Here is a 25,166-nt window from a genome sequence, read left to right on the forward strand (position 1 = left end):
CCAAGTCCGAAGCGCACCAGATACGTTCAACCGCGCGCGGACGGCACGGACCGGTGCGAGAACAGTCCCCACACAGGACCCATCGGCATCGCGTTTACGGGGGCGCACCCATGGACACCGAACTGGCCACTCTCGCGGCGAGCGCCGCGAACGCGCTCGTGGGCGCCCTCACCACGGAGACCTGGGAGCGTGCCCGCCTCCTCCTCGCCCGCCTGCGCCGCACGCCCGACACCGAACGCCTGCCCCTCGAACTCGCCCGCGACCGCGCCCTGTTGCTCGCCGACCCGGCGGACGAGGCGAACCGCTCCGACCTCACGGCGGCCTGGCGGCTGAGGTTCAGAAGAATCGTCGAGGACGACCCGGAGGCCGCCCGCGCCCTCCTCGACCTGGTCGCCGAACTCGCCCCGCACGGAGCCCCGCAGACGGGTCCCGTCCTCAACGCCGAGTCCCACGACCGCTCCCGCATCTACCAGTCCGTCGGAGACATGAACATCGGCCAGGCACCCACACCATGACAGACCGTCAGGAATCGGTCGCCCTCACGCTCACCGCATGGGCGACCGGCGACAGCAGGGTCCTCCAGGCCGCCGGAGACATCTTCGTCTACCAGTACGGCGACGGCACGACCGCCTACGACGACACCCCGTCCGCCGTGACCGAGTGTCCCTACCCCGGACTGAAGGCGTTCGACCGGGAGTCCGCGCGCTGGTTCTTCGGACGGAAGAAGCTGGTCGCGGAGTTGGGGGAGACCCTGAAGAGGTGCCTGGACGAGGGGACGCCCGCAGCGGTCGTCGCCCCCTCGGGCGCGGGCAAGTCCTCCCTCCTGCGGGCCGGTCTCCTCCCCGAGCTGACGAAAGGCCAGATGCTGCCGGGCTCCCAGTGCTGGCCCCAACTCCTGCTGAAGCCGACGGACGACCCTGTCGGACAGCTCGCGGAAGCCTCCGCCCGCCTGACCGGCGCCGAACCCGCCCACGTGCGCGCCGCGTTGGACAACGGCCCCGCCACGTACCGCGAGTTGCTCCGCACCAGCCTCCAACTCCCGCCCGGCGCACGGGTCGTCATCGTCGTCGACCAGCTGGAGGAACTCTTCACCCACTGCCGCGACGAATCCGCCCGCACCCGCTTCGTCGACGCCCTCGCCGCCCTCACCCCCCTCGCCCTGGTCGTCTACGGCCTGCGCGCCGACCGCTACGGCGACTGCGCCCCCTACCCGCACCTGCGGGCCGCCCTGCGCAACGACGTGATCGTCGGCGCGATGACCGACGACGAGGTCCGCGCGGCCATTGAGGGCCCCGTGAGCCGCGTGCCGGGCCTCTCCATCGACCCGCAGCTCGCCGACGTCATCGTCCGCGATCTGCGCGCGGGTGCGCCCCAGCGTGACGCCTACCCGCCCGGCCGCCTCCCGTTCCTCTCCCAGGCGCTGCACTCCACCTGGCAGCAGCGCACCGGCGACCGCCTGACCGTCGCCGCGTACCGGGCGGCGGGCGGCATCGACGACGCCGTCAACGCGGCGGCCGAGCGCGTGTACAAGAACCTGACGGACACTCAGAAAGACGTGGCGCGCGGCCTGTTCACCGGACTCGTCCGGGTCGACGAACGCGGCGCGACCACCTTCCGCCGCCGCACTCGCCGCGAACTCCTCCAGGAGGCCCGCGACCCCGCCCAAGTGCCGCTCGTCGTCGACGCGTTCACCGAGGCCCGGCTCCTCACCCAGGGGGGTGGCCGACACCGTGACGGGACCGTGGAGATCACGCACGAAGCACTGCTGAGGGGCTGGAAGACGCTCGACGAGTGGATCGCCCCCAGCAGCAAGACCAGCCTGGTCCGCCAAGAGGTGTGGGAGGCCGCCGTCCGCTGGTCCGACGGCGAACACCGCGACAAGGACGCCCTGTTCAGGGGGGACCGGCTCAACCACGCCCGGTCCTGGGCGGCCGTCGCCGACCCCGCCGACGTCACCCCGCTCGCCGCCGCGTTCCTGCATGCCTCCGGTGCCCAGCAGCGCCGTACCCGCAGGCTGCGCCGGGGCGCCGTCGCCGTCGTCTCCGTGCTCGCCCTCATCGCCTCCGCGCTCGCCGTCTACGCCCTCGACCGCCGCCGCGAGGCCGTCGAACAGCGCGACGAGGCGATCTTCAACCGGGTCACCGCCGAGGCCGACCGGCTGCGCGGCACGGACAGCGCGCTCGCCGCCCAACTCGACCTCGCCGCCTACGACATGAGGCCCACCGACACCCTCCGTACCCACCTGCTCGCCGAGTCGGGCGCGATCCTCCCGCAGACCCTGCCCGGCCGGTACGGCCTCGTCCACACGGTCGCCTTCGGCCCCGGCGGACGCCTCATGACGGCCACCTCCGCCCCCACCGACAGCCTCGGCCGACTGCGCCTGTGGAACGTACCCCGCACCACCGTCCCCACCCTGCTCACCGGAGACATCCGCGCCGGCACCGCGACCGGCGGCATCCAGCCCCTCGTCTACGACAAGCGCAACAACCTGATGGTGTGGGGGAGTTCGGACGGACTGATCCGCGTCCTCGACCTCTCCGACCCGGCCCGCCCGCAGCCGCTGTCCGCACCCGTACGGGTCTCCCCGCACGGCACGGTCGGCAGCCTCGCGCTCAGCGCCGACGGCCGCACCCTCGCCGTCGCCGTCACCACCACGGGCACCGCGACCCCCGGCGTCTCCGCCTCGATGACCGGCGAGGTCGAACTGTGGAGCCTCGCCGACCCGCGCGCCCCGCACCGGCTGAGCCGGGCCCTGAACACGAGCGGCCAGGGCATCGGCAGCGTCGCCCTCACCCCCGACGGCAAGGTCCTCGTGGCGGGCGGCGGCACCGCCCAAGGAGGCCAGGGCGCCGCCCTGTTGAAGCTCTGGGACGTCTCCGACCCCACCCGCCCCAAACCGCTGCCCGACCCGAAGGGCGGCCACGCCTTCGTCATCAACCAGGTCGCGATCAGCCCCGACGGCCACACCCTCGCCACCGCCTCCAGCGACTACCGCGTCCTGCTCTGGAACCTCACCGACCCCCGCCGCCTCACCACCGTCAACCAGCTCATGCTCAACTCGGTGGTCAACTCGGTGGCGTTCAGCCCCGACGGCCAACTCCTCGCCACCGGCGACACATCGGGCGGCGTCAACCTCTGGAACGTCCGCGTCCCGGCCCGCGCCCGCGTCATCACCCCCACCCTGCGCGGCCATTCGGGCATGGCAAGCACCCTCGCCTTCGGCCCCGACAGCCGTACGGTCGTCAGCGGCGGCGCCGACGGACTCGTACGCCTCTGGCGCCTGCCGCCCGCGCTGGTCATCGGCGACGAGGTGCTGGCGCTCGCCGCGACGCCCGACGGGCGCCGCATCGCCGTCGCCACGGGCAGCCGCGTCACCCTGTGGGACGTCTCCGCGCCCGACCGGTTCGTCCGCCTCGGTGAACTCCCGGCGCTGACCGGCTCGGTGAACGCGCTCGCGTTCCGCCCTGGCCCCCAACAGGTTCTCGCCACCGGGGAGTTCACCGGAGCTGTCCGACTATGGGACGTCACCTCGCCCGCCCGTCCCACCTCGCTCGGCCCCGCCCTGACCGGCGCCGGCGACCCGGTGTCGGCACTCGCCTTCGCCGCAGACGGCACCACCCTCACCGCCGGCTACCTGGAGGTCCGTAACCGGTACGCGGGCGGACTGCGCGCCTGGAACACCACAAACCCCGCGCAGGCTACGGCACTTGGCGGCAACATCGGCGGAATCACCCTGCCCGTGCGGGCATTGGCGGCAGACCCGGCCAATGACAAGATGTACTCAGGGGACATGATCGGCCTGCTGCGGTCCTGGCGGACCGGACCGGGCAAGGCCCCGGTGATGACCGGGTACGCCCTCAACGCGCAGATCGTCTACGCGATCACCCTCAGCCGCGACGGCCGGCTCCTCGCAACAGCGGGCGGAGACAGCCGACTTCACCTCTGGGACGTCTCCGGCACCGGCGCCCCGCGCCAGACCGGCGGCCCCCTCACGGCCGGGGCGATCCTCAACTCCGCCGACTTCTCACCCGACGGCCACCTCCTCGCCAGCGGCGACGCGGGCGGCGAGATCCGCCTCTGGAACACCGCCGATCCCGCCCACCCCGCCCTCTACGGCGCCCCCGTTCCCGGCCACATCGGCTCCGTGTCCGGCCTGCGCTTCCTCCCCGGCGGCGCGCTCGTCAGCACCGGGAGCGACGGGACCGTACGCCTCTGGCAGACCGACGTGGCGCGCGCCCGCGCGCAGATCTGCGCGGCGACGCACACCGCGCTGACGAAGGAGACGTGGCACGACCACATCTCGGCGAACCTGCCGTACGACCCGCCCTGCGCGTGAACAGGCGGGCGGTGGGCCTGCATTGAGACGGTCAGCGCCGCCACAGCGACACGGTCCCGTCCGGGCCCGCCGTCGCGACGAGGTGGGAATCCGGGCCGAACGCGACGGCCCTGGCCGGGAGTTGGACCGGGTTGCCCAGATGGCGGGGGCGGTCCGGGTGGGTGATGTCCCACAGGCGTACGACGTCGTCCTTGCCGATCACCGCGAGGAGGGCAGCGTCGGCGCTGAACGCGAGGGCGCGCGGGAGGCGGGCGCCGGTGTTCAACTGGCGTCCCCTGGGGGTGGGTTCGTAGTTGCGGGTCAGATCCCACAGCTGGACGTTCCCCAAGTCGTCGGCGATGGCGAGGGTGTTGCCGTCCGGAGAGAACTGCGCGGCGTGCGCGGCCTGCGAGAAACTCGCCGTCGTCTGGAAATCCTCACGGGCGGATCCGCTCGTCGCGGCCTCCCGCAGGACGGTCAGGTTCCGCGAGCGGCGTACGACGATGTCGAGACTCCCGGTCCGCTGGCGCAGGGCCTTCACGCCGCGTACGTCGGGGGTGGGTTCGAGCCAGGGCAGTACGCCCACCTCGGTGTCCCAGGTGATCAGCTGCTCGTCGGAGGCCGCCAGCACCGTCCGGCGGTCCGAGTCGATCCCCAGCGCCGACACCGGTCGGGCGTCCGGCATCCGCGAGAGGTACGCCTTCTTCGGCCGCGCGGTGTCCGTCACGTCCCACGCCTCGACCCCGCCCACTCCGACCACCATCAGGCGGTTCCTGTCCGCCGACGAGAACACCATGGCGCCCACCGCGACTTGGGGACGCATCCCCCCGGCCGCCCGCCACCGCACGTCCGGCATCGCCCCGCCGGGCGGCGCCGGTTCCCGCCACGGCGTGGGCAGCACGCCCTGCGCGGCGGCCGTGGTCAGACAGGTGAGGACGAGCGCGAACGTGGTGAGGAGCCCGGGGAACCAGTGAGGGCCCGGCCGGGAGGCCGAGGGGAGGCTCGGGGGCAGCGGACGCAGGGCGAGCGCGAGGGCGAGGCGGGTCGCGAAGTCGCGGGGGTACGGGGCGGGTTGGCGACCGGCGTCCACCCCGTCGTACGCGGCGAGTTGACGCTCGGCGCGCACCCCGCCGTACATGTCCGCCGCCAGCGCCCGCACCCACCTCCCCAACCCGCTGTCATAGAGCGGCACTTGACCTCCCGCTCTCGGCGCTCTCGCGGGCCGCGGGTACGGCGGGGTCGGCTCCCGGGGGTGCGTCGTACAGCGGGATCGCCTGGAACAGGCGGGCGACCACCAACGGGGTCGCGACGCCCGCCATCAACGCGGCCGTCTCGTCGGTGAGATACCCCGCCGCGCCGAGCGCAGCCGCGAGCCCCAGCCCGGCGAACAGCCGCAGCGCGACCGCCACCAGCATCACCGGCCGGTCGGCCCTGCTGTGCCACGGCCACCGCCACTTCCGGCGCGGGCCGACCGGTCGCATGGACGCGGAGAGATTCAGCGCTTCAGCGACACCGCTTCCCAGCAGTCCCCAGAGCGCGGCTTGCAAGCCTGTCACAGGAGGAACGGTAGCGGAGTGTGTGTAAATCGTGGCATTCGGTGAGGTAAGTGCCATCTTCTGCCTCCCTGCCGCCGGTCAGAAACTTGTGGATACGATTTCCGTAACGGCGAGTTGGGGAGACCTGCGTGTCACTGTTGATAGGGATGGCGACCTCGGCCGTCACCACGGTCGCGTCGGGTGCCTTGTCCGGAGCGGGCGGCGAGGCCGGGCGCCGGATCTCCGAACGGCTCTACGGCCTGCTGAGCCGCGCCCACCCCGGGGAGCCCGCCACCCTCCCGGTCACCGAGGCGGAATGCGCCGACGCCGCCCGGGACCTGGACGAACTCTCGCGCAGATCGGGGGAGTTGGCCGAGGAAGTCAGCGCATGGCTGCGCGAGGCGACCCGGTTCGCGGAGCGCGCGACCCCAACTGCCGTTGCCCGCCCACGGATGCTGCCGCCGTCGACCGCCGTGTTCACGGACCGCGAGGACGTCGTGGAGTGGATCGAGGCGCTGCCCGGCGAAGGCGACGGCCCGTTCGTGGGGGTCCTCACCGGCCCCGGCGGCATCGGCAAGACCGCCGTGGCCGTCCGGGGCGGCAGCCGATTGCGTGAACGCTTCCCCGACGGCGACCTGTTCATCGACCTCGCCGGAGACTCCGCCGCCACCGCCCTCACCCCCTCCGACGTCCTCGCCCGCTTCCTCGAAGCCCTCGGAGTGGCGCCCGACCGGGTCCCCGGCGACGAGGCCCGCCAACGCGACCTCTACCGCACCCTCACCGCCGACCGCCGCCTCCTCGTCGTCCTCGACAACGCGCACGACGACGCCCAGGTCATGCCCCTGATCCCGGCGTCCCCCACGTCGTTGACCCTCGTCACGAGCCGGCACCGGCTCGCCCGCCTGACCGCCCACTACGGCGCCCGCCCCCGCACCGTCGGCCCCCTCTCGACCGAGGACGCCATGCTCCTGCTGACGCGTACGGTGGGAAGAGCCGCCCCGGAGACGGCAGTTCGGGCCGTCGCCGAGGGCACCGGCGGGTACCCGCTCGCGGTGTGCACGACCGGCGCGGGGCTCGCGCAGCGCGAACACCTGAGCTGGGAACGGGTGGCCCGAGACCTACGACGGGAGGAAGCCGGACCGATGACCGACAACCCCGTACGCCTCGCCTACGACGTCTCCTACGGCCAACTCCCAGCCGACGCCGCCGCGTTCTACCGCGCGCTCGGCGCCTGGGCCTGGCCGACGATCACCCTCCAGATCGCCGCCGCTGCCGCCGGAGTCACCGAGAGCACGGCACGCGAACAGCTCGAACACCTCGCCCGCGTACATCTGTTGGAGGAGGTCGAGGAGGAGCGGTACCGCTTCCACGACGCCGCTCGGGCCCACGCGCGGGAGTTGGCCCACGCCGAGGACGGTCTCGGGCGAACAGCCGCCGCCGTACGGCGCGTTGCCGTCGCGCTGCTGAAATCGACCGCGAGCGCGGATCATCGGGTGATGCCGCTGCGGTGGCGGCTCGGGCCCGCCTATCGCGGGCTCCGGGCCCAATCACCCGACGGCAAGCGGGCGTTGGCGGAGCTGAGCCGTGAGCGGGAGAACATCGCCGCCGTGATCCGGGCCGCCGCGCACCACGGATTCGACGACCTCGTCTGGCAGTTGTGCGAGGCGACGTGGAGCCTGCACCTGCGGCTCGGGTTCCATACGCAGTGGATCGACACCCACCTGCTCGGCGTGGACGCCGCGCGGAGGCAGGCCGAGGAGTTCGGCGATCCGCGTGCGGTGGGGCGGATGAAGGTCCAACTCGCCTTCGCCTACATGGGAGTCGGGCGAGCCGACGAGGCCGCCGAGGCGCTCGCCGACGCCATCGCCGCCGACCAGGCCTGCGGGCATCATCGCGGTGAGGCCAGCGCGGTCGAGACCGCCGGGCTGCTCCAACTCCGCCTGTGGAACTGGCGCGAGGCCGCCCGGCGGTTCCAGGAGGCGCGGGCCGTCTGGGCGCGTGTCGCCGACGGGGACGACGGGTTCCAGGACAAGGAGCGTGCCATCGCCCTCCTCGACCTGCACACCGGGCGGGCCGAGACCGGCGCGGGTGACTTCTCCGCCGCCCTCGCCCGGCTCAACGGCGCGCTCGTGGGCTTCCGTTCACTCGGCGACGTTCACAACGAAGGACGCGTCTACACCTGCCTTGGTGAACTTCACCGCAACGCAGGTGACCTCGAACAGGCCCTCGTCTGCCTCGACAAGGCCGTCCGGATCATGGCGTCCGAAGGGGCTTGGCCGCAGCACGCCGACGCGGTCGAGCTGCGGGCCGATGTGCATCGGCGGGCCGGGCGGGAGGCTGAGGAAGCGGCGGATCTGCGGGTTGCGGGGAAGTGGTATGAGGGGAATGGGGACGCGGCCGGAGCGGGGCGGGTTCGGGAGCGGCTCGCCGAACTCGCCGTGTGAGGAGCCGGGGTGGGGGATGTGCCTCAGGGGTAGCTCGTGACGCTGACCCGGTGCGCCTCCGCCCCCGTCCGCACCGTCAACTCACCCGGTATCTCCGCAGGTTGCTCCTCATCGGTCAGCCATGCGTACAACGCCGACGCGTACGCCGCCGGGTCGCACAGATCCGCGCGGCCGTCCGGCTCCGGTGCCGCCGTCAGCCGTACGACCCTCCCGTCCCGCGTCCCCACGACACACCGGTCCGGTCCGTCCACGTACACCGCCAGGCCGCAGTACGGGTACCTCGCCAGCGTCTCCGCCGTCCACGACGCGGGCGGGCCCAGGCGGGGGTCGTTCTCGGGGGCGCGGCGTACGACGATGTCGGCGAGCGTCAGGCGGCCCGTCTCGCGGGTCTCCTCGTCGACGACCGTGTGGGCGGCGTCGGAGTCGGTGCGCGGGTCGGGAGCGTCGCCGGTCACGGGGTGCCGGGTCACCTCGATCGCGTTGTCGCGGCGACGCGTGAACACGCGTACCGGAGCGGTGAGTTGGGCCGGGGTGTACGGAGGGAGCGGGAGGGGGTTCAGGAGGGCCGGGTGGGTCTCCGGTTCAGGGATGCCCAACAGGCCGTAGAAAAGGCGCCGTAGAAGCGCTGCCGACTCGCCCGGCGACGAACTCGTCTGCTCCGCGAGGTCCTTGTAGCGGGCCGGGTCGTGTGTGCTGATCGCCCGGTCTATCTGGGCGCGGAGACTGCCTCGCCGGACCAGTTGAGGGGCCGTGCGGCCGAGGGCGGCCACCGGGGAGTCCGGGGCCAAGTCCTGCTGGGGGAAGGCGCCGAGGAGTACGGGGACGCCGATGGACGCGGCGTAGTACGTGACGCTGGAGTGGTCGCCCAGTACGCAGTCCGCCGCGATCAGGGCCTGCCGCCAGCCTTCGAGGGGGTCGACGGTGTCCAGGCCGGCCCGCTGCGCGCCGTCCAGCCAGGCTCGTACCTGGCCGGGGCCGTGACCGTGCCAGATGTTGGGGTGGAGGACCGCTGTTGTGCGGTACTCGTCGGCGGGGAGTTCCGCCGGGAGCCGGGAGAGGAGCCAGGGGAGGAGGTCGTCCTCGTCCCACGCGTCGCCGCCGAACAGGGACCTCGGCGCCCAGGTGGAACTGACGACGATCAGCTTCTGCCCGCGCGCTACGCCCAACGCCCGGCGGAATCGCTCACGTTGAGGAAGCGCCGCGAGGATACGGTCGTAGCAGGGGTCCCCCGCGAGAGCGGCGGTCTCCGCCGCTGCCGGCACCGACTCCCTGAGCCTGTCGAGCTGTTCGGGATGGGACAGGACGGTCGCGGCGGCGAGAGGTCGGCCGTCAGGGCGAAGCAACCAGTCGGACGAGAGGCCGAACACGGGGGCTGGGGCGGGTGGTTGAGGCGTTGAGGCGTTGAGGCGTTGAGGCGTTGAGGCGTTGAGGCGTTGAGGCGTTGAGGCGTTGAGGCGTTGCCAGCCTCTTATTATATCCGACCCCGTGTGACAATACGGCCAAATTCCCCCGAATTTCCCCGAGTTCACCCCCGTAGCTGGCCGAGACGGCCAGGTCGAACTCGGCCTCCTTCGCCTGCTCCCAAGGCACCACCGGCACCCCCACCCCCGCCAACAACTCCGGCACCCCCGCGAGAAACGGCGACGACCTCGTACACGTGGCGAACAACTGCACCCGCACATCGCTGTGGAACAGCGGCAGCACATCCAACAACCGAGTCGCGGAAGTGACGTTGTGCACGACGAACAACACCCGTCGGCACCCACTCCGCGTCACCCACCGCCCGGAGTCCTCCCCCACGGGCACGCGCAACCACCCCACCGCACCGCCCACAGCCCGCTCCGCCCCCTCGCCACTCGTACGCCGCCCGCTGTTCAGCGGGAGATCATCCGATGCTATCCGGCGAGGGATGGACGACCGCGTCCGGTATGCGTCAGGCCGGGTTCTCGACCGTGCGCGCCAGGATGCCCAACGTCGCGCGGAGGGCGGATTCCTGGAGGATGGGGAAGATGCCGGCCGCGCGGTAACGCTCGTGGATCTGGCTCCAGTCGTAGTACGAGGTGACGTGCGTGCCGGTGGGGGTGGCGCGCAGGACGTAGCCGTACCGGTGGTCGATGTCCGGCTTGAGGTCGGGGGACACGGGCGTCCATTCGATCAGCGCGTCCTCGTCGTACGCGGTGATGACGACCGTCACGTCGTACCGGCCCATCGGGCGGTCGTTGAGCGCCTCGCGGTCCATGTGGACGACGAAGGAGTCACCGGCCTTGGCCACGCGCTCGCCGTCGGCGGACTGGAGCATCCCGGAGCTGTCGATGGAGACGTGGCCGCGCGGATCGGTGAGGAGGGCGAAGACGCGGGCCGGGGGCGCGGCTATCTCGCGGGCCACCTCGAAGCGCTCGTCGGACATGGGGCTCCCTCGTTTCTGCAACGCGTTTCTACATACGGATCCTGAGGTCGCCGGAATCCTAGTCTCCGCTCCGCTCCAGCCCTGCAACGGTTCCCCTGATCGTCGGATTCCGGTACAGCTCCCGCAGCCGCACGGCCGGAAGCCCCTGTTCCCGCAGCGCGGCGGTGATGCGTACGGCGAAGAGGGAGTTCCCGCCGAGCTCGAAGAAGTCGTCGTCGGGACCGACGTCCGTGCCGAGGACGTCGCTCCAGATCCGGGTGAGACGGGCGGTGAGATCGTCAGTAAACGGTTGCTCCTGTTGCTGCGCGAGCGCGGGCGCCGGAGCCGCGACGAGCCGCGACACGTCCAGCTTCCCGTTCGCCGTCAACGGCAAGGCGTCCAGGGCGGTGACCGTCGCCGGCACCATGTACTCGGGGAGGAGACCGGCGGCGCGTTCGCGTACGGTGCCGGTGCTGCCGCCGTTCAGTACGACGTACGCATCGATCCGCGCCCCGGCCGCGTCCCCCTCGCGGTGGACGACGACGGCCGCCGTCCGCACCTCGGGATCCTCCAGCAGTACGTTGCGAATCTCGTCCAACTCGATCCGGAATCCCCGGACCTTGACCTGACTGTCGATACGGCCGAGGTGTTCGAGCCGCCCGTCGGGACGCAGCCGGCCGAGGTCACCGCTGCGATAGAGCCGACCGTCGCCGTACGGGTCCGGCACGAACCGTTCGGCGGTCAGCTCCTCCTGCCCGAGGTACCCGAGCGCGACCCCGGCACCACCGACGCAGATCTCACCCGCGACACCGGGAGGGAGCAACTCGCCCTCGGGGCCGGTGACATACAGGTTCCACCCCGGCAACGCCCGTCCCACGGAACGGGTCCCGGCGAGAGCCAGGGCCCGGGTGAGGGTCTGCTCGGTGACGTGGACGGTGGTCTCGGTGATCCCGTACATGTTGACCAGCCGACACGCGGGATGCCGGTCGAACCACGGCAACACCCCACGTGCGTCGAGGGGTTCACCCCCGAAGACGACCAACCGCACGCCCACGGCGCCGTGTTCGACGCTCATCAACTGCCCGAACGCGGACGGCGTCTGGCTGACCACACTGACCTGCTCGGACACCAGCAGATCCCGGAAGGCGTCCGGCTCGCGCGAGACGAAGTACGGCACGACGACCAGCCGCCCCCCGGTGAGCAGGCACCCCCAGATCTCCCAGACGGAGAAGTCGAAGGCGGCGGAGTGGAACCACGTCCACACGTCCTGCGAACCCAGCCCGTACTCCTCCCGCGTCGCATCGACGAGGGCGATGACATTCCGATGCGGGACGACGACTCCCTTGGGCCGCCCCGTCGAGCCGGACGTGTAGACGATGTACGCGGGCCCGTCCCCCGGCGCAGGCAACTTACCTTCTCCGAAGACGAGTTCATCCGGCGAGACCGCATCGGCGAACCCCGCCGACCGCGTCACCATCACCCGCAACCCGGCGTCCCGAGCCGTGTACGCGATCCGCTCCGCCGGATACGCGGGGTCCACCGGCACATACGTCCCCCCGGCCTTCAGCACGGCGAGCAGTACGACGACAAGCTCGGCGGTGCGGTCGAGACACACCCCCACCCGATCCCCGGGCGCCACCCCTCGCTGGACGAGTCCCCGCGCCAACTCCCCGGCCCGCGCGTCGAGTTCCCCGTACGTCAGCTGCTCCGCGCCGTCCGTCACGGCGACGCGCTCCGGCGCCAGCCCGGCGATCTGTGCAAACGCTTCCACAACACTGACGGCACCCGACCCCGGCGTAGCGATCCGCCCGGCCCGCCCGAGCGCCACGACCCGCCCACGCTCCCCGGCGTCGAGCAACTCCACCTCGCTCGGAGGCACTTCGTCGAGAACCTGCCGATGAACATGCACGAGATGCCGCACGAACTGGGCGGCGATCTCTCCCGAGAAGTGGCTCCCGAGATGGTCGCACCGCAGCCGAACCCCTTTGACGTCCCGCACGACCGACACGGTCAACGGAAACGGCGGCGCGAGACACGGCACATACTCCCCGCCCCACTCGACGTCGTCGAAGAGGAGCCCGGCGAGGACGGGACCGCTCGCGGGAACGGGCTTCGCGTCGCGAAGGACGTAGGCGCCGTGATCGGTACCGAGGAGCGCGTCCTCGGAGCCGTACCGTGCCAGCGTCACGCCGAGGGCGGTCAACCAGCTGCTCTCATCGCCGAGTTCGCTGATCGGCAGGATGTACGGGGCGCCCGGCGTACCGTCGGGGAGACCCCAGGGCGGCGGGGGCGCGCTTTCCAGCCCGTCCACCGGCCCGACGTGACCCCCACGCGGCCCGACAGCGATCAGATCGCTGCCGCCGTCCGCGTACCGCAACACCACCCGCCGCACCCCCTCCGCGGCCCGCGCCATCTCGACTTCCCGGCGCCGCACGGCGATCGGATGATCGGCGGGTACGGGCAGATCCTCGATCCAAGCCCGAGACCCTGGCTCGACAGAGGCGGACGGGGTCCGCAGGGCACAGCAACGCGCGGCAAGAGACGACGACACGGGGGCAACTCCTCAATGTTCTCCGGCAGTTCAGCGGGCGCTGAACCCGCCGTCCACGGTCAGTACGGACCCGGTGATCTGCCGGGACTCGTCGGACGCGAGGAACACGACCGCCCCGGCCACATCCTCCGGCTCGATCAGCGCGTTCATCGGCTGCGCCTCCACGAACGTCCGCTCGTGCTCATGCACCGGCACCTCCAACGCCCGCGCGATCTCGGCCAACATCCGCCCCTCGGCCTGCGGTTCGTCCCGAACGGACCCCGGGCACACGGCGTTCACCCGCACCTTCGTCGGCGCGTAGTCCAGCGCGGCGGCCTTGGTGAGCCCGATCACGGCATGCTTGGCGGCGACGTACCCGGCGAAGTGCCGATACCCCACCAGCCCAGCCGTGGAAGCGACGTTGACGATGCTCCCCGACCGCCGGGCACTCATCGCCTTGCCCACCTCACGGATCACCCGCCACGCGCCCGACAGGTCGACGTCGATCATCAACGCCCACTCGTCCTCGTCGATCTCATGCACCGGCTTCCCCGAAGGCGCCGCGATCCCCGCGTTGTTGACGGCGACGTCGATCCGCCCGAACCGGTCACAGGCGACCGTCACCGCTTCCCGTACGGCGAGCAGATCCCGGATATCGGCCTCGACCGTCACCACGGCAGCGCCCGCCTCCCTGCACAGGCCGGCCGTATGCTCCAACTGCCCCCGCGTACCCAGCGGATACGGCACCCCGGGCAGATCACCGCAGATGTCCAGCAGAGCCAGATCGGCTCCCTCACGGGCACAGGCCACCGCGATCGCCCGCCCCAGCCCCCGAGCCGCGCCGGTCACCAGCACCGACTTTCCGTCGAGACGCATACGGAACTCCCTGACTAGGAAACGGACGTGAGCCGGTCGGCGATCATGCGCACCAACTCCGGCCCCGACTCGGTGAGATACATGTGACCGCCGGGCACCTCGACATGGCCGAAGTCACGGCTGGTTGCCTTGGACCAGGAGGCCGCCTCCTCGTGGGTCACCAACTCGTCGTCCACGCCCCGGAAAACGGTGATCGGCGCGTCCAGCGGAAGGCTCGTGCTGCGGACGTAGGTCTCGTGCATCTCGACGTCGGCCCGCAGCGTCGGCAGCAGCAGCTCCCGCATCTCCGGGTCCTCCAGCGCGGGATGCCGGTACCCGGCGAACTCCCCGACCCGGTCGAGGAATTCGCCGTCGGACAGCCCCGTGGCCCGCCGCTCACGCCCGAGATCGGGCTCGGGGGAACCGCTCACGAAGAGGTGCGCGACCTCGACGCCGGGCAACGCGGCGAGCCGGTGGGCGAGTTCATAGGCGAGGACGGCCCCGAGGCTGTGCCCGAAGAGCGCGAACCGGCCGCCGCCGAGGTCGAGTTGGCCCAGTATCCCGGCCACGGCGTCGTGCACGTTCCGGTACGGCTCGTCGTCGATCAACCGCTCACGGCCCGGGAGCTGAGGCGCGACGATCTCCAACTCGCCACCGGACCAGGGCCGGTAGAAGGAGGCACCGGCACCGGCGTAGGGCAGACAGATCAGCTTGGTCACGGTCACTGTCCCATCGCGTCGATGAGACTCTGCGGACGCATGTCGGTCCAGTGCTCCTCGATGTACTCCAGGCACGAGGTCCGGCTCGCCCGGCCGTGCACGACCGTCCACCCGGCCGGTACCTCGGCGAAGGCGGGCCAGAGGGAGTGCTGGTTCTCGTCGTTCACCAGCACGAAGTGCTCGATCGAGTCGTCGTCGAAGGGGTTGGTGGTCATGTCGGCTTTCTCCTAGGCGAGTTGCTCGGCCAGCGACGGGCCGATCCGGTCCAGTGCCCCGGGGCGGGTCATCTCCCCGTGGGCGCAAGGGATTTCGTGGTCGACGACGCGACCGGTGACGTACGGACGCCAGTCGCCGTACCGGCCGGGCACGGCGCCCGGGTCGTCGGCGGCGGTGAACACCAGCAGGTCACCGTCGTACAGGGTGGGCGCGAACTCCTGGAGCAGGCGCCCGTTCCGGGCCGTCACCTCGACCAGTGCGGCGAGCTCGTCGTCCGTGAGGCCACCGGCCATGTCGGGCACGCTGCAGATCAGCTCCATGAACTGCTCGTCGGTGACCGGGACTTGGGGAGTCGGACGGCCGAGGACGGTGAGGATGCTCCGCAGCAGCGTGGGCCGGTCGGCCGGCGGCGCCTGCCGGATCCAGGTACCGGGGAAGGCGTCGAGGACCGCGAGCAGCGCGACCTTCTCCCCGGCGGCCTGGAGCGTGACGGCCACCTCGTACGCGACGAGCCCGCCCATCGAGTAGCCGAGCAGGTGGTACGGCCCCTCGGGCTGTCGCTCCCGGATGCGCGCGGTGTGCTCGGCGACCGCCTCGGCCAGCGTCGCGGCCGGAGCCTCGCCGGGGACGAGCCCGCGCGACTGGAGCCCGAACAGCGGTCGCCCCGGGGCGAGATGACGGGCGAGCCCGGCGAACCCCCAGGCCAGTCCGGACGCGGGCGGCAGACAGAACAGCGGCTCGCGCTCGCCCCGTACCCGCAGCGGCAGCAGCGGGCCGAGCGGCGCGGCGCTCGCTTCCACCGGCCCCCGGGCCAGCGCGGCGACCGTCGGCGCGTCGAAGAGGGACCGCAGCGAGGGTTCGGCGCCGAGTTCCGCCCGGATGCGGGAGGTGAGGCGCGGGGCCAGCAGCGAGTGCCCGCCGAGGTCGAAAAAGCTGTCGTGGACGCCGACTTGGGCCGCGTCCAGGCTCAGCACCTCGGCGAAGATGTCCCGGATCCGCTCCTCCCGCAGGGTGCGCGGAGCGGTCCTCGCCGCGAGGGGCGCGTCCGGGGCAGGGAGCGAGCGGCGGTCCAACTTGCCGCTCGCCGTGCGGGGGACGGCGGGGACGGTGACGTACGCGGTCGGCACCATGTGGGCGGGGAGAGTGCGGGCGAGGTGCTCGCGCAGGGCGTCGGGGGAGACCGGCCCGCCGGGGACGACGTACGCGACCAGCCGTTTCTCGCCCGGCACGTCCTCCCGTACGGTCGCCGCGGCCTCCTCGACCGCCGGATGCGTCGTGAGCGCGGCCTCCACCTCGCCCAACTCGATACGGAAACCCCGGACTTTGACCTGCTGATCGGCGCGGCCCAGGAAGCGTAGCGAGCCGTCGGGTTCGCGTACCGCCAAGTCGCCGGTGCGGTAGAGGCGTTGACCGGGTTCCCCGAAGGGATCGGCGACGAATCGCTCGGCCGTCAGCGCCGGGCGGCCGAGGTAGCCGCGTGCGGGGCCGCCGCCCGCGACGTACACCTCACCCACCGCGCCGTCGGGGACCAACTGGAGGGCGTGGTCCAGGAGATGGATCTGGTTGCGGGCCAACGGGCGGCCGATGGGCGGTTCTTGGTCGTGCGGTGAGGTGTCCGTGCCGTGCACCGTGGGAGCTGCGGGGGTGTCGTCGGCCGACCGCCACGCCGTCGCGTAGACCGTCGCCTCCGTCGGACCGTAGAAGTTGACGAGCAGTACGCCGGGGAAAGCACTCTCTACGTCTTTCCGCAGCCGGGCCGGGATCGGCTCGCCGCCGAGGGCGACCGTGTGGGCCGAGACGGGGGGCCGTTCGGCCAGGACGCTCGCCATGACCGTCGGAACGCCGCTGATCAGGCCCGCCTCGCGGGGTGTGCCGTCGGTCAGGGCGAGCAGGTTCTCGACGATCTCGATCCGGCCGCCGCAGGTCAGCGGCGAGAAGATCTCGAACACCGACACGTCGAAATTGAGCGAGGTGGAGAACAGGACCTCCGCCAGCCGCTCCGGGCCGAACGCCGTGTGCGTCCACTCCACGAACTCGACCGCGTTGCGGTGCGTGGCGAGGACGCCCTTGGGGCGGCCGGTGGAGCCGGAGGTGTAGGTGATGTAGGCCAGGTTGTCGGGGGCGGCGGGAGTTGTGGAAGCGGTTACCCGAGTTTTCTGCCCGGCTGGACAGGTTGGATCGAGTGTCGGCGTTCCGTCGGGCAACGCGCGGGCCGTGCCTTCCGCTGTTGCCAGGACCACGACCGGCTGTGCGTCCCCGACGATGTACGCCAGCCGCTCCGCCGGATACGCCGGGTCCAGTGGCAGATACGCGGCGCCCGACGTGAGCACCGCCAGCACCGCGACGACCAACTCCGCCGTACGCGGCAGCGCGATCCCCACCACCCGCTCGGGCCCCGCCCCGAGTTCGACGAGCTGTCCGGCCAACTGCTGGGCTCTCTCGTCGAGTTCGTGGTACGACAGAGCGGTCCCGCGATCGAGTACGGCGACGGCGTCGGGAGTCGCTGCCACCTGCGCCGACCAGAGATCGGTGAGCGTCCTGGACGCGGCCGGCGGCAACTGGGCCTGGCATGGCCGGTCTTCGAGCGCGATGAGCCCTTGGGGCTGCTCCGGTTCCGCTGCCATCGCCGTGAGGATCCGCACCAGCCGGGCCAGCGTGGCCTTTGCCCACTCGGGCGTGAACAGGTCCGGGCGGTAGGCGAGTCGGAAGCGCGGGCGGGGGCCCGGGAGCGCGACGAGCGTCACCGGGTAGTGGGTGGCGTCACGGCCGCTCGAACCGGCGAGACGGAGGCCCTCGCCCGAAGTCGCCAGGTCCGCCGGGTAGTTCTCGAACACGAGGAGGGTGTCGAAGAGTTCGTGCACCCCCGCCGCCCGCTGGATGTCCGCGAGGCCGAGGTGGTGGTGGTCGAGGAGCGTCGCGTAGGTGTCGCGCACCTCGCGCAGGAGGCGGGCCGGGGAGTCCGCCGGACGCAGCCGTACCCTCGTCGGGACCGTGTTGATGAACAGGCCCACCATGCTTTCCACGCCCGGGAGTTCGGGCGGGCGGCCCGACACCGTCGTACCGAACACGACATCGTCCCGGCCGGTCAGCCGTCCGAGGAGGAGTCCCCAGGCCGACTGGACAAGGGTGTTGAGGGTGACGCCGAGGCGTCGCGCGGCCGTGGTGAGGGCGGCGCCCGTCTCCGGGGACAACTCGACTCTCGCCTGGGCGAGTCGGCCCGCTCCCGCAGGTGCCTGGGGTGCCAGGCGGGTCGGTTCGGTGACTCCGTCGAGCGCCTCGCGCCAGGCTTCCTCGGCGGCCGTGCGGCTTTGGCGGTTCAGCCACTGGAGGAAGGTGCGGTACGGCGGGACGGGCGGCAGCTCGATGCCCTTGTGGAGGGAGAGGAGTTCCCGAACCAGGACCGCGACCGACCAGCCGTCCAGGAGGATGTGGTGGTGGGTGATCAGCAGGCGGTGGTGCTGGTCGGAGAGGCGGGCCAACGTGCAGCGCAGGAGGGGCGGTCGGGTGGGATCGAAGCCGGTTTCGCGGTCCCCGTCGAGGAGTTCGGCCCAGGCCGCTTCCTGGTCGTCGGCGGTGGTGAGGTCGGTTTCCGCCCAGGGGAGGGTCGCGCGGTGGGGGACGACCTGTACGGGCTGGCCGCCCCGGCGGCGTCTGAACGCCGCGCGGAGGTTGGGGTGGCGGTCCAGCAGGGCCTGCGCGGAGGCGTGCAGGCGGTCCGCGTCCATCGGGCCTTCCAGGTCGAACACCAACTGGACGACGTAGACGTCCTGTTCACCCCGCTCGTGCTCGTACAGGGCGTGGAAGAGGAGGCCCTCCTGGAGCGGGGTGAGGGGGAGGACGTCGGCCGGTGCCGGCTTGGGGGTGGTGGGGGGAGTCACCGGTCAGTCGTCCAATCCGTCGGCCAGCTCGGCGAGTTCGTCGTCGGAGAGGGCCAGGTCGTCGAGATCGTCTCGGTCGGCGGGGCCGTTGGAGGTGTGTGGTTCAGCGGGGGAGTCCGGGACATCGGAGGCGAGCGGAGGCCGCTTCGGCGAGGTGAGGGCCGGGGTGTCGGTTCGGACGGCGAGTGAGGTGACCTCCGTACGCCATGCTTCCGCCAGCGCCCGTACCTCGGCCTCGGTCAGCATCCCTTCGGGCCACGACCAGTCCGCCACCAGGACCGGCCCTTCGTCCGAGTCCCGTACGACCGCGTTGATCTCCAGGGCGTGCGCGACGGCGAGTTTGGGATCGGTGCCCTTGGCGAGGGACGGCGACTCCGGGGCGAACGCCCACGACTCCGTCCCGGGCGTGGTGAACCGGCCCAGGTAGTTGAACCCGATCGCGGGCGTCGGAACCTTCGCCAACTCGTCGGCCGTGTCGGGGTTGAGGTAACGCAGCAGCCCGTATCCGAGCCCGTTGTCCGGCAGTTCACGCGTCCGCTCACCCGCTGTGCCGATCCGCACCGGGTAGAGCGAGGTGAACCAGCCGACGGTGCGCGACAGTTCGACCGCGGGGACCACTTCCTCCCGCCCGTGCCCCTCGACGTCGACCACGACCTCCGAGCACCCGTACCGCGCACCGACAGCCGACGCGAGCCCGGCGAGCAGAACGTCCTGTACCCCGGCACCGCTGATGAGCCGACTGGTCGCCTCAACCCCAAGTGCCACGCGCGTGCCCCGAGTTGTGGCGGCGGTGTCCTGATCGGGGTCGACCGGCCGGGCCCCCAAGGGCGTCCCCGCCGTCCCCCGCCACAGCTCGACCTCGTCGCCCCTTGCTGCCGCCTGAGTCCGGAGAATCCCGGCCCAGCGCTTGAACGACGTCCCGACGACCGGCAGTTGAGGCTTCCGCCCGGCCCTGACCGCGTCCCACGCCGACTTGAGGTCCGGCAGGATCACCCGCCACGACACACCGTCGACGACGAGATGGTGCACGACGATCAGCAGCCGCCCGTCCCGCCCGGGACCGGCGTCGAACCACACCGCACGGAGCATCGTTCCGCCCGCCGGGTCGAGCAGGGCGACGGCCCGCTCGGACTCCTCGGCGACGGCGGAGTGGAAGTCGTCGGTGCCGGAGACGTCGCGCCGGACGATCCGGTCGGCGGCGTTCACCGAACCCGCCTGCGGCACGACCAGCCCGTCGGCTTCGAACTCGGCTCGCAGCATGTCGTGATGGTCGAGCAGAGCCTGAAGTGCCCCGGTGAGATCCGCGAGTTGGACCTCCGGTGGGACCGTCAGCAACACGGACTGGCTGAACCTCCCTATGGGGCCGCCCCGTTCGAGAAGCCACTGCATGATCGGCGTCAGAGGAATCAGACCGGTCCCGTCGTCCGCCCGCACGGTCACCGGACCCCGGGCCACCGCCGCCAGCTCCCGTACCGTCTGGTGCTTGAAGACCTCCCGCGCGGTGATCACCACACCCGCCTCGGCGGCCCTGCTCACCAGCCGGATCGCCGCGATGCTGTCGCCACCGAGCGCGAAGAAGTCCTCGTCCAGGGGGACTTCGTCCAGCTTGAGCAACTCGCGGTAGAGACCGGCGAGTACACGCTCGGCCGGGGTGCCGCTCCGAGAAGGCGCGGCCTCTTCCTCGGGCGCGACCGGCGCCGGAACCTGGCGTACGGGCCGTACGTCGTCCCCGTGCAGATCCACGTCCCCGATCCGCACCCCGGGGTCCACCACGACCGCGGCGAGCAGCCGCACGAACGCCCGCGCCAGCCGTTCGCCCGTCTCCGTGTCGAACAAGTCCGTGCTGTACTCGGCGATTCCGTCGATCCCCGCCGGGGTGCCGTCCTCCTCGCGGCGCTCGCTGAGGTAGAGCGACAGATCGAAGCGGGCGGCACCGGTCTCGACGATCTCGCGGCTCGCCTCGATCCCGGGCAGCCGCAGCGACGTCTGCTCGCCGTGCCCGGTGAACGCCAACACCACCTGGAACACGGGGTGATGGGCCAGCGTCCGCCTCGTACCGAGCGCATCCACCAGCACATCGAACGGCACGTCCTGATGCGCGTACGCCGCGAGATCGAACTCCCGCGTCCGGCCGACCAGTTCACGGAACGTGGGGTTGCCCGACGTATCGGTCCGCAGGGCAAGGCTGTTGACGAAGAACCCGACCAGTCCATCCAGCCTGCTGTCCGGCCGTCCGGCCACGGGTGTCCCGATCGTGACGTCCGTCCCCGAACCGAACCGCGTGAGCAGCGCGGCAAGTCCCGTCTGCACCACCATGAACAGGGTCGCCCTCGACGCGGCGGCCAGCCGGGCGAGGCCCGCGTGAAGGTCCGCGTCGATCGTGAACCCGGCTCGGTCACCGTTGCCGGTGGGCTCGGCAGGGCGAGGGCGGTCGAGGGGCAACGCCAACTCGACGGGGGCACCGGCCAATGCGCCACGCCAGAACGCTATGTCACGCCCCATCAGACTTCCGGCGTCCGACGCCTCCCCCAACGTCTCCCGCTGCCACTGTGCGAAGTCGGCGTACTGGAACGGCAGTTGCTGGAAGCCCGGTTCTTGGCCGGCGATCCGAGCCACGTACGCCGTCTCCAGGTCCCGCATCAGCGGTGTCATCGACCAGCCGTCGACGGCGATGTGATGCGCCACGAGCGACAGCACATGTGTCTCGGCATCCAGCTCGAACAGGGTTGCCCGGATCGGCAGTTCGGCCGCGAGGTCGAAGCGCTGCCGAGCGGCCCCGGTGAGGCGCGCGGCGAGTTCCTCGGCGGTCGTCGAGATGACCGTGAGGTCCAAGTCCCGGGTATCCACGATCCGTTGGTACGGAGTCCCCTGAAAGTCGGGGTACAGCGTCCGCAGCGACTCGTGCCGCGCCAGCAGGTCCCCGAGAGCCGCCCGCAGCGCCTCCCGGTCCAACGGGCCCGACAACCGCAGCGCCCACGGCACGGGGTACGTCCCGTTACCCGCGTCCAGCCGGCTCAGGAACCACAGCCGCTGCTGGGCGTACGACAACGGAATCGGTGCGTAACCCCTCTCGTACGCGGCGAGTCGAGGGCGACCTTCAGCGCGCGCCTCCTCCGCCCGCAGCCTCTCGGCGAGGGCCGCCGGTGTCGGCGCCTCGAACACCGCCCGCACCGGCAACGCCGTACCGAACGCACCCCGGACCCGGTCCGTGAGCCGCATCGCCAGCAGGGAATCACCGCCGAGGTCGAAGAACCCGTCGTCCACGCCGACTTGATGCACCGCGACACCGAGCAACTCCGCGAACACCCCGCACAGGATCTCCTCCTGCGGCGTACGCGGCGACCGGCCCGTGTGGCCGCCTGCCGTCACGGGCTGCGGCAACGCGGCCCGGTCCACCTTGCCGTTCGCGGTCAACGGCAGCCGATCCAGGGGGACTACGGCCACCGGGACCATGTGCTCGGGCAACGTACGAGCCGCGTACCGACGCAACTCCTCGGCATCCAGGCCCTGTCCGACGACGTACGCGACGAGCCGACCGTCCCGCACGACCGCGACAGCCTTCTCGACGCCCCTTTGCCGGGTGAACGCGGCCTCCACCTCGCCGAGTTCGATCCGGAACCCGCGCACCTTGACCTGGTCGTCCGCCCGACCCACGTACTCCAACTCGCCGTTCACCGACCAGCGCGCCAAGTCCCCCGTCCGGTACATCCGTTCACCCGCCCCGCCGAACGGATCGGCCACGAACCGCCCTGCCGTCAGTCCCGCCCGCCCCACATAGCCCCGCGCGAGCCCGGCCCCGGCGACATACAACTCCCCGGTCACCTCCGGCGGCACGACCCGCAACCCGGCGTCCAGCACATACGCCCGCAGATCGGGAATCACCTCCCCGATCCGCCCCCTGCCGTCCCCGACCACCTCCCCGGTGAGCGGCAGCCCGGTCACATGGACGGTCGTCTCGGTGATCCCGTACATGTTCACGAGCACCGGCGCGTCCTGCGGATACCGGCCGAACCACTCGGCCACCGCGCCCGGGTCCAACGCCTCCCCACCGAACACGACGTACCGCAACGCCAACCGCTCCCGCAGCTCCGGCGCCGCCGCATCCGCCCGCAACAGCTCCCCGAACGCCGACGGCGTCTGATTCACCACCGTCACCCGCTCCCGCACGAGCAGCCGCAGAAATTCCCCCGAGTCCCGGCTCACCTCGAACGGCACCACCACCAACGTCCCGCCATGCAGCAACGCCCCCCACAACTCCCACACCGAGAAGTCGAACGCGTACGAGTGGAAGAGCGTCCACACGTCCCCCGGCCCGAAGTCGAACCAGCGACGGGTGGCGGAGAGCAGCCGGACGACGTTGCTGTGGGGGATCGCGACGCCCTTGGGGCGGCCGGTGGAGCCGGAGGTGTAGATGACGTAGGCGGTGGTGGACGGGTGGCTGAGCCACTGGGCCACCGGAGGTACGGAGGCCGGCGGGGGAGTGGTCGAGTGGCTGATCCACTGGTCCACAGGCGGCGGGGAGGTGGACGACTGGCTCAGCCACTCATCCACAGGCCACTCAGCCACCGCCCCAACCCGCACCACCGGCACCTCGCACCCGGCCGGCACCTCCACCCCGTCCCCCGCGACCACCAGCACCGGCCGCGAGTCGGACAGCATGAACTCCAGCCGGTCCGCCGGATACGCCGGGTCTATCGGCACGTACCCGGCACCCGTCTTCAGCACCGCCAGTACCGCGACCACCAGCTCGGCGGAGCGTGGCAGCGCGAGGGCCACCAGGCGTTCGGGGCCGGCGCCGCGAGCGGTGAGGAGGGCGGCCAGGCGGGAGGAGTGCTCGTCGAGGGCCGCGTACGTGAGGCGGGTGTCGTGGTGGACGACGGCGGTCGCGTCGGGGGTGCGGGCCGCCTGCTGGGTGAAGAGTTCGGGGAGCGTGGCGTCGGCGCGGTCCACGGACTCGGCGGCGGCCGGTGCGGGCGTGAGCAGCCGTTCCCGTTCGCCGGGCAGGAGGACGTCGATCTCGCCGACCCGCCGTGTCACATCACCGGTCAGCGCCGCGAGGACCACGGCGAAGCGGTCGAGGAGGCGGCGGGCGCCGGGCTCGTCGTAGGCGTCAGGGCGGTAGGAGAGGCGCAGGGCGAGGCGGCGGGCGGGGAGGACGGCGAGGGTGAGGGGGTAGTGGGTGGCGTCGCGGCCCGTCAACTGGCGTACGGGGGAGTCTTCTTGGGCGCCGGGATGGTTCTCGAAGGCGAGCAGCGTGTCGAAGAGGTCACCGATGTCGGCGGCCCGGCGGATGTCGGCGAGCCCGAGATACTGGTGCGGCAGCAGTCCCGCCTGCCGCGACTGGAGCCCGCCGAGAAGGTCGGCGACGGTCTCCTGATCGTCCCAACGCACCCGCAACGGCACGGTGTTGATGCAGAACCCGACCATCGAGGCGACGTTGCGCAGCTCGGGCGGACGCACCGACACCGTCTGCCCGAACACCGCCTCGGACCGCCCGGTGAGCCGCCCGAGGAGTACGCCCCAGGCGCCCTGCACAAGGGTGTTGAGGGTGACGCCGAGTGAACGCGCCGTGTGCTCGGCCCGGTTGGTGAGATCCTCGGGCAACTCGACGATCAACTCGTGCGGCAGCACAGGGGCTGTGGGGGCGCCGGGAGCGAGAAGGGTCGGCTCGTCGAGGCCGAACAGCTCGTCGTACCAAGCCTGTTCGGCGGCCGGGCGGTCCTGGCGGGCCAGCCACGCCACGTAGTCCCGGTACGGCGGCACGGGTGCGAGCGCGGTCGGGTGCCCGCCCGCGTACAGGGCGGCGAACTCGCGGGTGAGGAGCTGCTTGGACCAACCGTCCAGCAGAATATGGTGGTTGGTGATGACCAGCCGGTACAGCTCCGGCCCGATCCGGACGAGCAGGTACCGCAGCAGCGGCGGCCTGGCGAGGTCGAAGCGCCGGGCGCGCTCCTCGTCGAGGAGACGCTGCCAGGCGGCGTCCCGCTCGGATCCGGCGTACGAGGACAAGTCGGCCTCGGACCAGGGGAGTTCGACGTCCGTGGGAACGATCTGTACCGGCGCCCCCGCCTCCCGGCGCCGGAAGCAGGCGCGCAGGTTGGGGTGCCGGTCGAGGAGCGCCTGACCGGCGGCGCGTACGGCGGCGGGGTCGACCTTGCCGGTCAACTCCAGTATCTGCTGGGCCGCGTAGACGTCAGGGCTGCCCTCGTCGTCGTACAGGGCGTGGAAGAGCAGCCCTTCCTGCAACGGCGACAGGGGCAGGACATCCGCGATTCCGGACCGGGTCAC

General features: G+C 71.7%; 13 protein-coding genes. 3 read left to right on the plus strand and 10 right to left on the minus strand.

Features of this window, described 5'->3' with window-relative positions; genetic code table 11:
* Positions 1 to 110: 110 nt before the first annotated feature.
* On the plus strand, positions 111 to 515 hold the full coding sequence (locus J8M50_RS33275) for a hypothetical protein (RefSeq protein ID WP_010350012.1): 405 nt from the start codon (positions 111 to 113) through the stop codon (positions 513 to 515).
* Positions 512 to 4,336, plus strand: a complete 3,825-nt coding sequence (locus tag J8M50_RS33280; RefSeq protein ID WP_010350011.1) for an nSTAND1 domain-containing NTPase — start codon at positions 512 to 514, stop codon at positions 4,334 to 4,336. Before J8M50_RS33275 ends, J8M50_RS33280 begins: the two co-directional genes overlap by 4 nt.
* Positions 4,337 to 4,367: 31 nt before the next feature.
* On the opposite strand, the gene J8M50_RS33285 is transcribed toward J8M50_RS33280, so the two are convergent.
* Both J8M50_RS33285 and J8M50_RS33290 read right to left on the minus strand, forming a co-directional pair.
* Positions 4,368 to 5,507 carry a WD40 repeat domain-containing protein gene (locus J8M50_RS33285; protein WP_141655520.1) on the minus strand — a complete coding sequence of 380 codons (1,140 nt, stop codon included), beginning with the start codon at positions 5,505 to 5,507 and terminating at the stop codon, positions 4,368 to 4,370.
* On the minus strand, positions 5,494 to 5,871 hold the full coding sequence (locus tag J8M50_RS33290) for a hypothetical protein (protein WP_141655519.1): 378 nt from the start codon (positions 5,869 to 5,871) through the stop codon (positions 5,494 to 5,496). Before J8M50_RS33290 ends, J8M50_RS33285 begins: the two co-directional genes overlap by 14 nt.
* 128 nt (positions 5,872 to 5,999) lie before the next feature.
* Between J8M50_RS33290 and J8M50_RS33295 the strand changes: the two genes are divergently transcribed.
* On the plus strand, positions 6,000 to 8,294 hold the full coding sequence (locus J8M50_RS33295; protein WP_029183314.1) for an AAA family ATPase: 2,295 nt from the start codon (positions 6,000 to 6,002) through the stop codon (positions 8,292 to 8,294).
* 23 nt (positions 8,295 to 8,317) lie between these two features.
* On the opposite strand, the gene J8M50_RS33300 is transcribed toward J8M50_RS33295, so the two are convergent.
* From J8M50_RS33300 to J8M50_RS33335, 8 genes are all read right to left on the minus strand, one after another.
* Positions 8,318 to 9,637 (minus strand): hypothetical protein, encoded by a 1,320-nt coding sequence (locus J8M50_RS33300; RefSeq protein WP_223786365.1) that lies wholly within the window; start codon positions 9,635 to 9,637, stop codon positions 8,318 to 8,320.
* Between the two features lie 590 nt (positions 9,638 to 10,227).
* Positions 10,228 to 10,701, minus strand: a complete 474-nt coding sequence (locus tag J8M50_RS33305; protein ID WP_010350006.1) for an SRPBCC family protein — start codon at positions 10,699 to 10,701, stop codon at positions 10,228 to 10,230.
* A 58-nt stretch (positions 10,702 to 10,759) separates the two neighbouring features.
* Positions 10,760 to 13,093 (minus strand): non-ribosomal peptide synthetase, encoded by a 2,334-nt coding sequence (locus J8M50_RS33310; protein WP_010350005.1) that lies wholly within the window; start codon positions 13,091 to 13,093, stop codon positions 10,760 to 10,762.
* A 168-nt stretch (positions 13,094 to 13,261) separates the two neighbouring features.
* Positions 13,262 to 14,086 carry an SDR family oxidoreductase gene (locus J8M50_RS33315; protein WP_010350003.1) on the minus strand — a complete coding sequence of 275 codons (825 nt, stop codon included), beginning with the start codon at positions 14,084 to 14,086 and terminating at the stop codon, positions 13,262 to 13,264.
* Between the two features lie 14 nt (positions 14,087 to 14,100).
* Entirely contained in the window at positions 14,101 to 14,790 is a 690-nt protein-coding gene (locus J8M50_RS33320; protein ID WP_010350002.1) for a thioesterase II family protein, read from the minus strand.
* Positions 14,787 to 14,999, minus strand: coding sequence for an MbtH family protein (locus J8M50_RS33325; RefSeq protein WP_010350001.1), 213 nt, complete (start codon positions 14,997 to 14,999; stop codon positions 14,787 to 14,789). The genes J8M50_RS33320 and J8M50_RS33325 overlap by 4 nt, the downstream gene beginning before the upstream one ends.
* Before the next feature lie 12 nt (positions 15,000 to 15,011).
* A complete protein-coding gene (locus J8M50_RS33330; protein WP_010350000.1) occupies positions 15,012 to 18,878 on the minus strand; it encodes a non-ribosomal peptide synthetase in 3,867 nt (1,288 codons plus the stop codon).
* A 3-nt stretch (positions 18,879 to 18,881) separates the two neighbouring features.
* A complete protein-coding gene (locus J8M50_RS33335; protein WP_010349999.1) occupies positions 18,882 to 25,166 on the minus strand; it encodes a non-ribosomal peptide synthetase in 6,285 nt (2,094 codons plus the stop codon).

Origin of the sequence: Streptomyces acidiscabies (assembly GCF_020010905.1) — a bacterium.
Taxonomy (GTDB): Bacteria; Actinomycetota; Actinomycetes; order Streptomycetales; family Streptomycetaceae; genus Streptomyces; species Streptomyces acidiscabies.

Coding starts and splice junctions, on each gene's coding strand:
- J8M50_RS33275 (WP_010350012.1), top strand. CDS start 111: ATGGACACCGAACTGGCCACTCTCGCGGCGAGCGCCGCGAACGCGCTC.
- J8M50_RS33280 (WP_010350011.1), top strand. CDS start 512: ATGACAGACCGTCAGGAATCGGTCGCCCTCACGCTCACCGCATGGGCG.
- J8M50_RS33305 (WP_010350006.1), bottom strand. CDS start 10,701: ATGTCCGACGAGCGCTTCGAGGTGGCCCGCGAGATAGCCGCGCCCCCG.
- J8M50_RS33310 (WP_010350005.1), bottom strand. CDS start 13,093: ATGGCGCGGGCCGCGGAGGGGGTGCGGCGGGTGGTGTTGCGGTACGCG.
- J8M50_RS33315 (WP_010350003.1), bottom strand. CDS start 14,086: ATGCGTCTCGACGGAAAGTCGGTGCTGGTGACCGGCGCGGCTCGGGGG.
- J8M50_RS33325 (WP_010350001.1), bottom strand. CDS start 14,999: ATGACCACCAACCCCTTCGACGACGACTCGATCGAGCACTTCGTGCTG.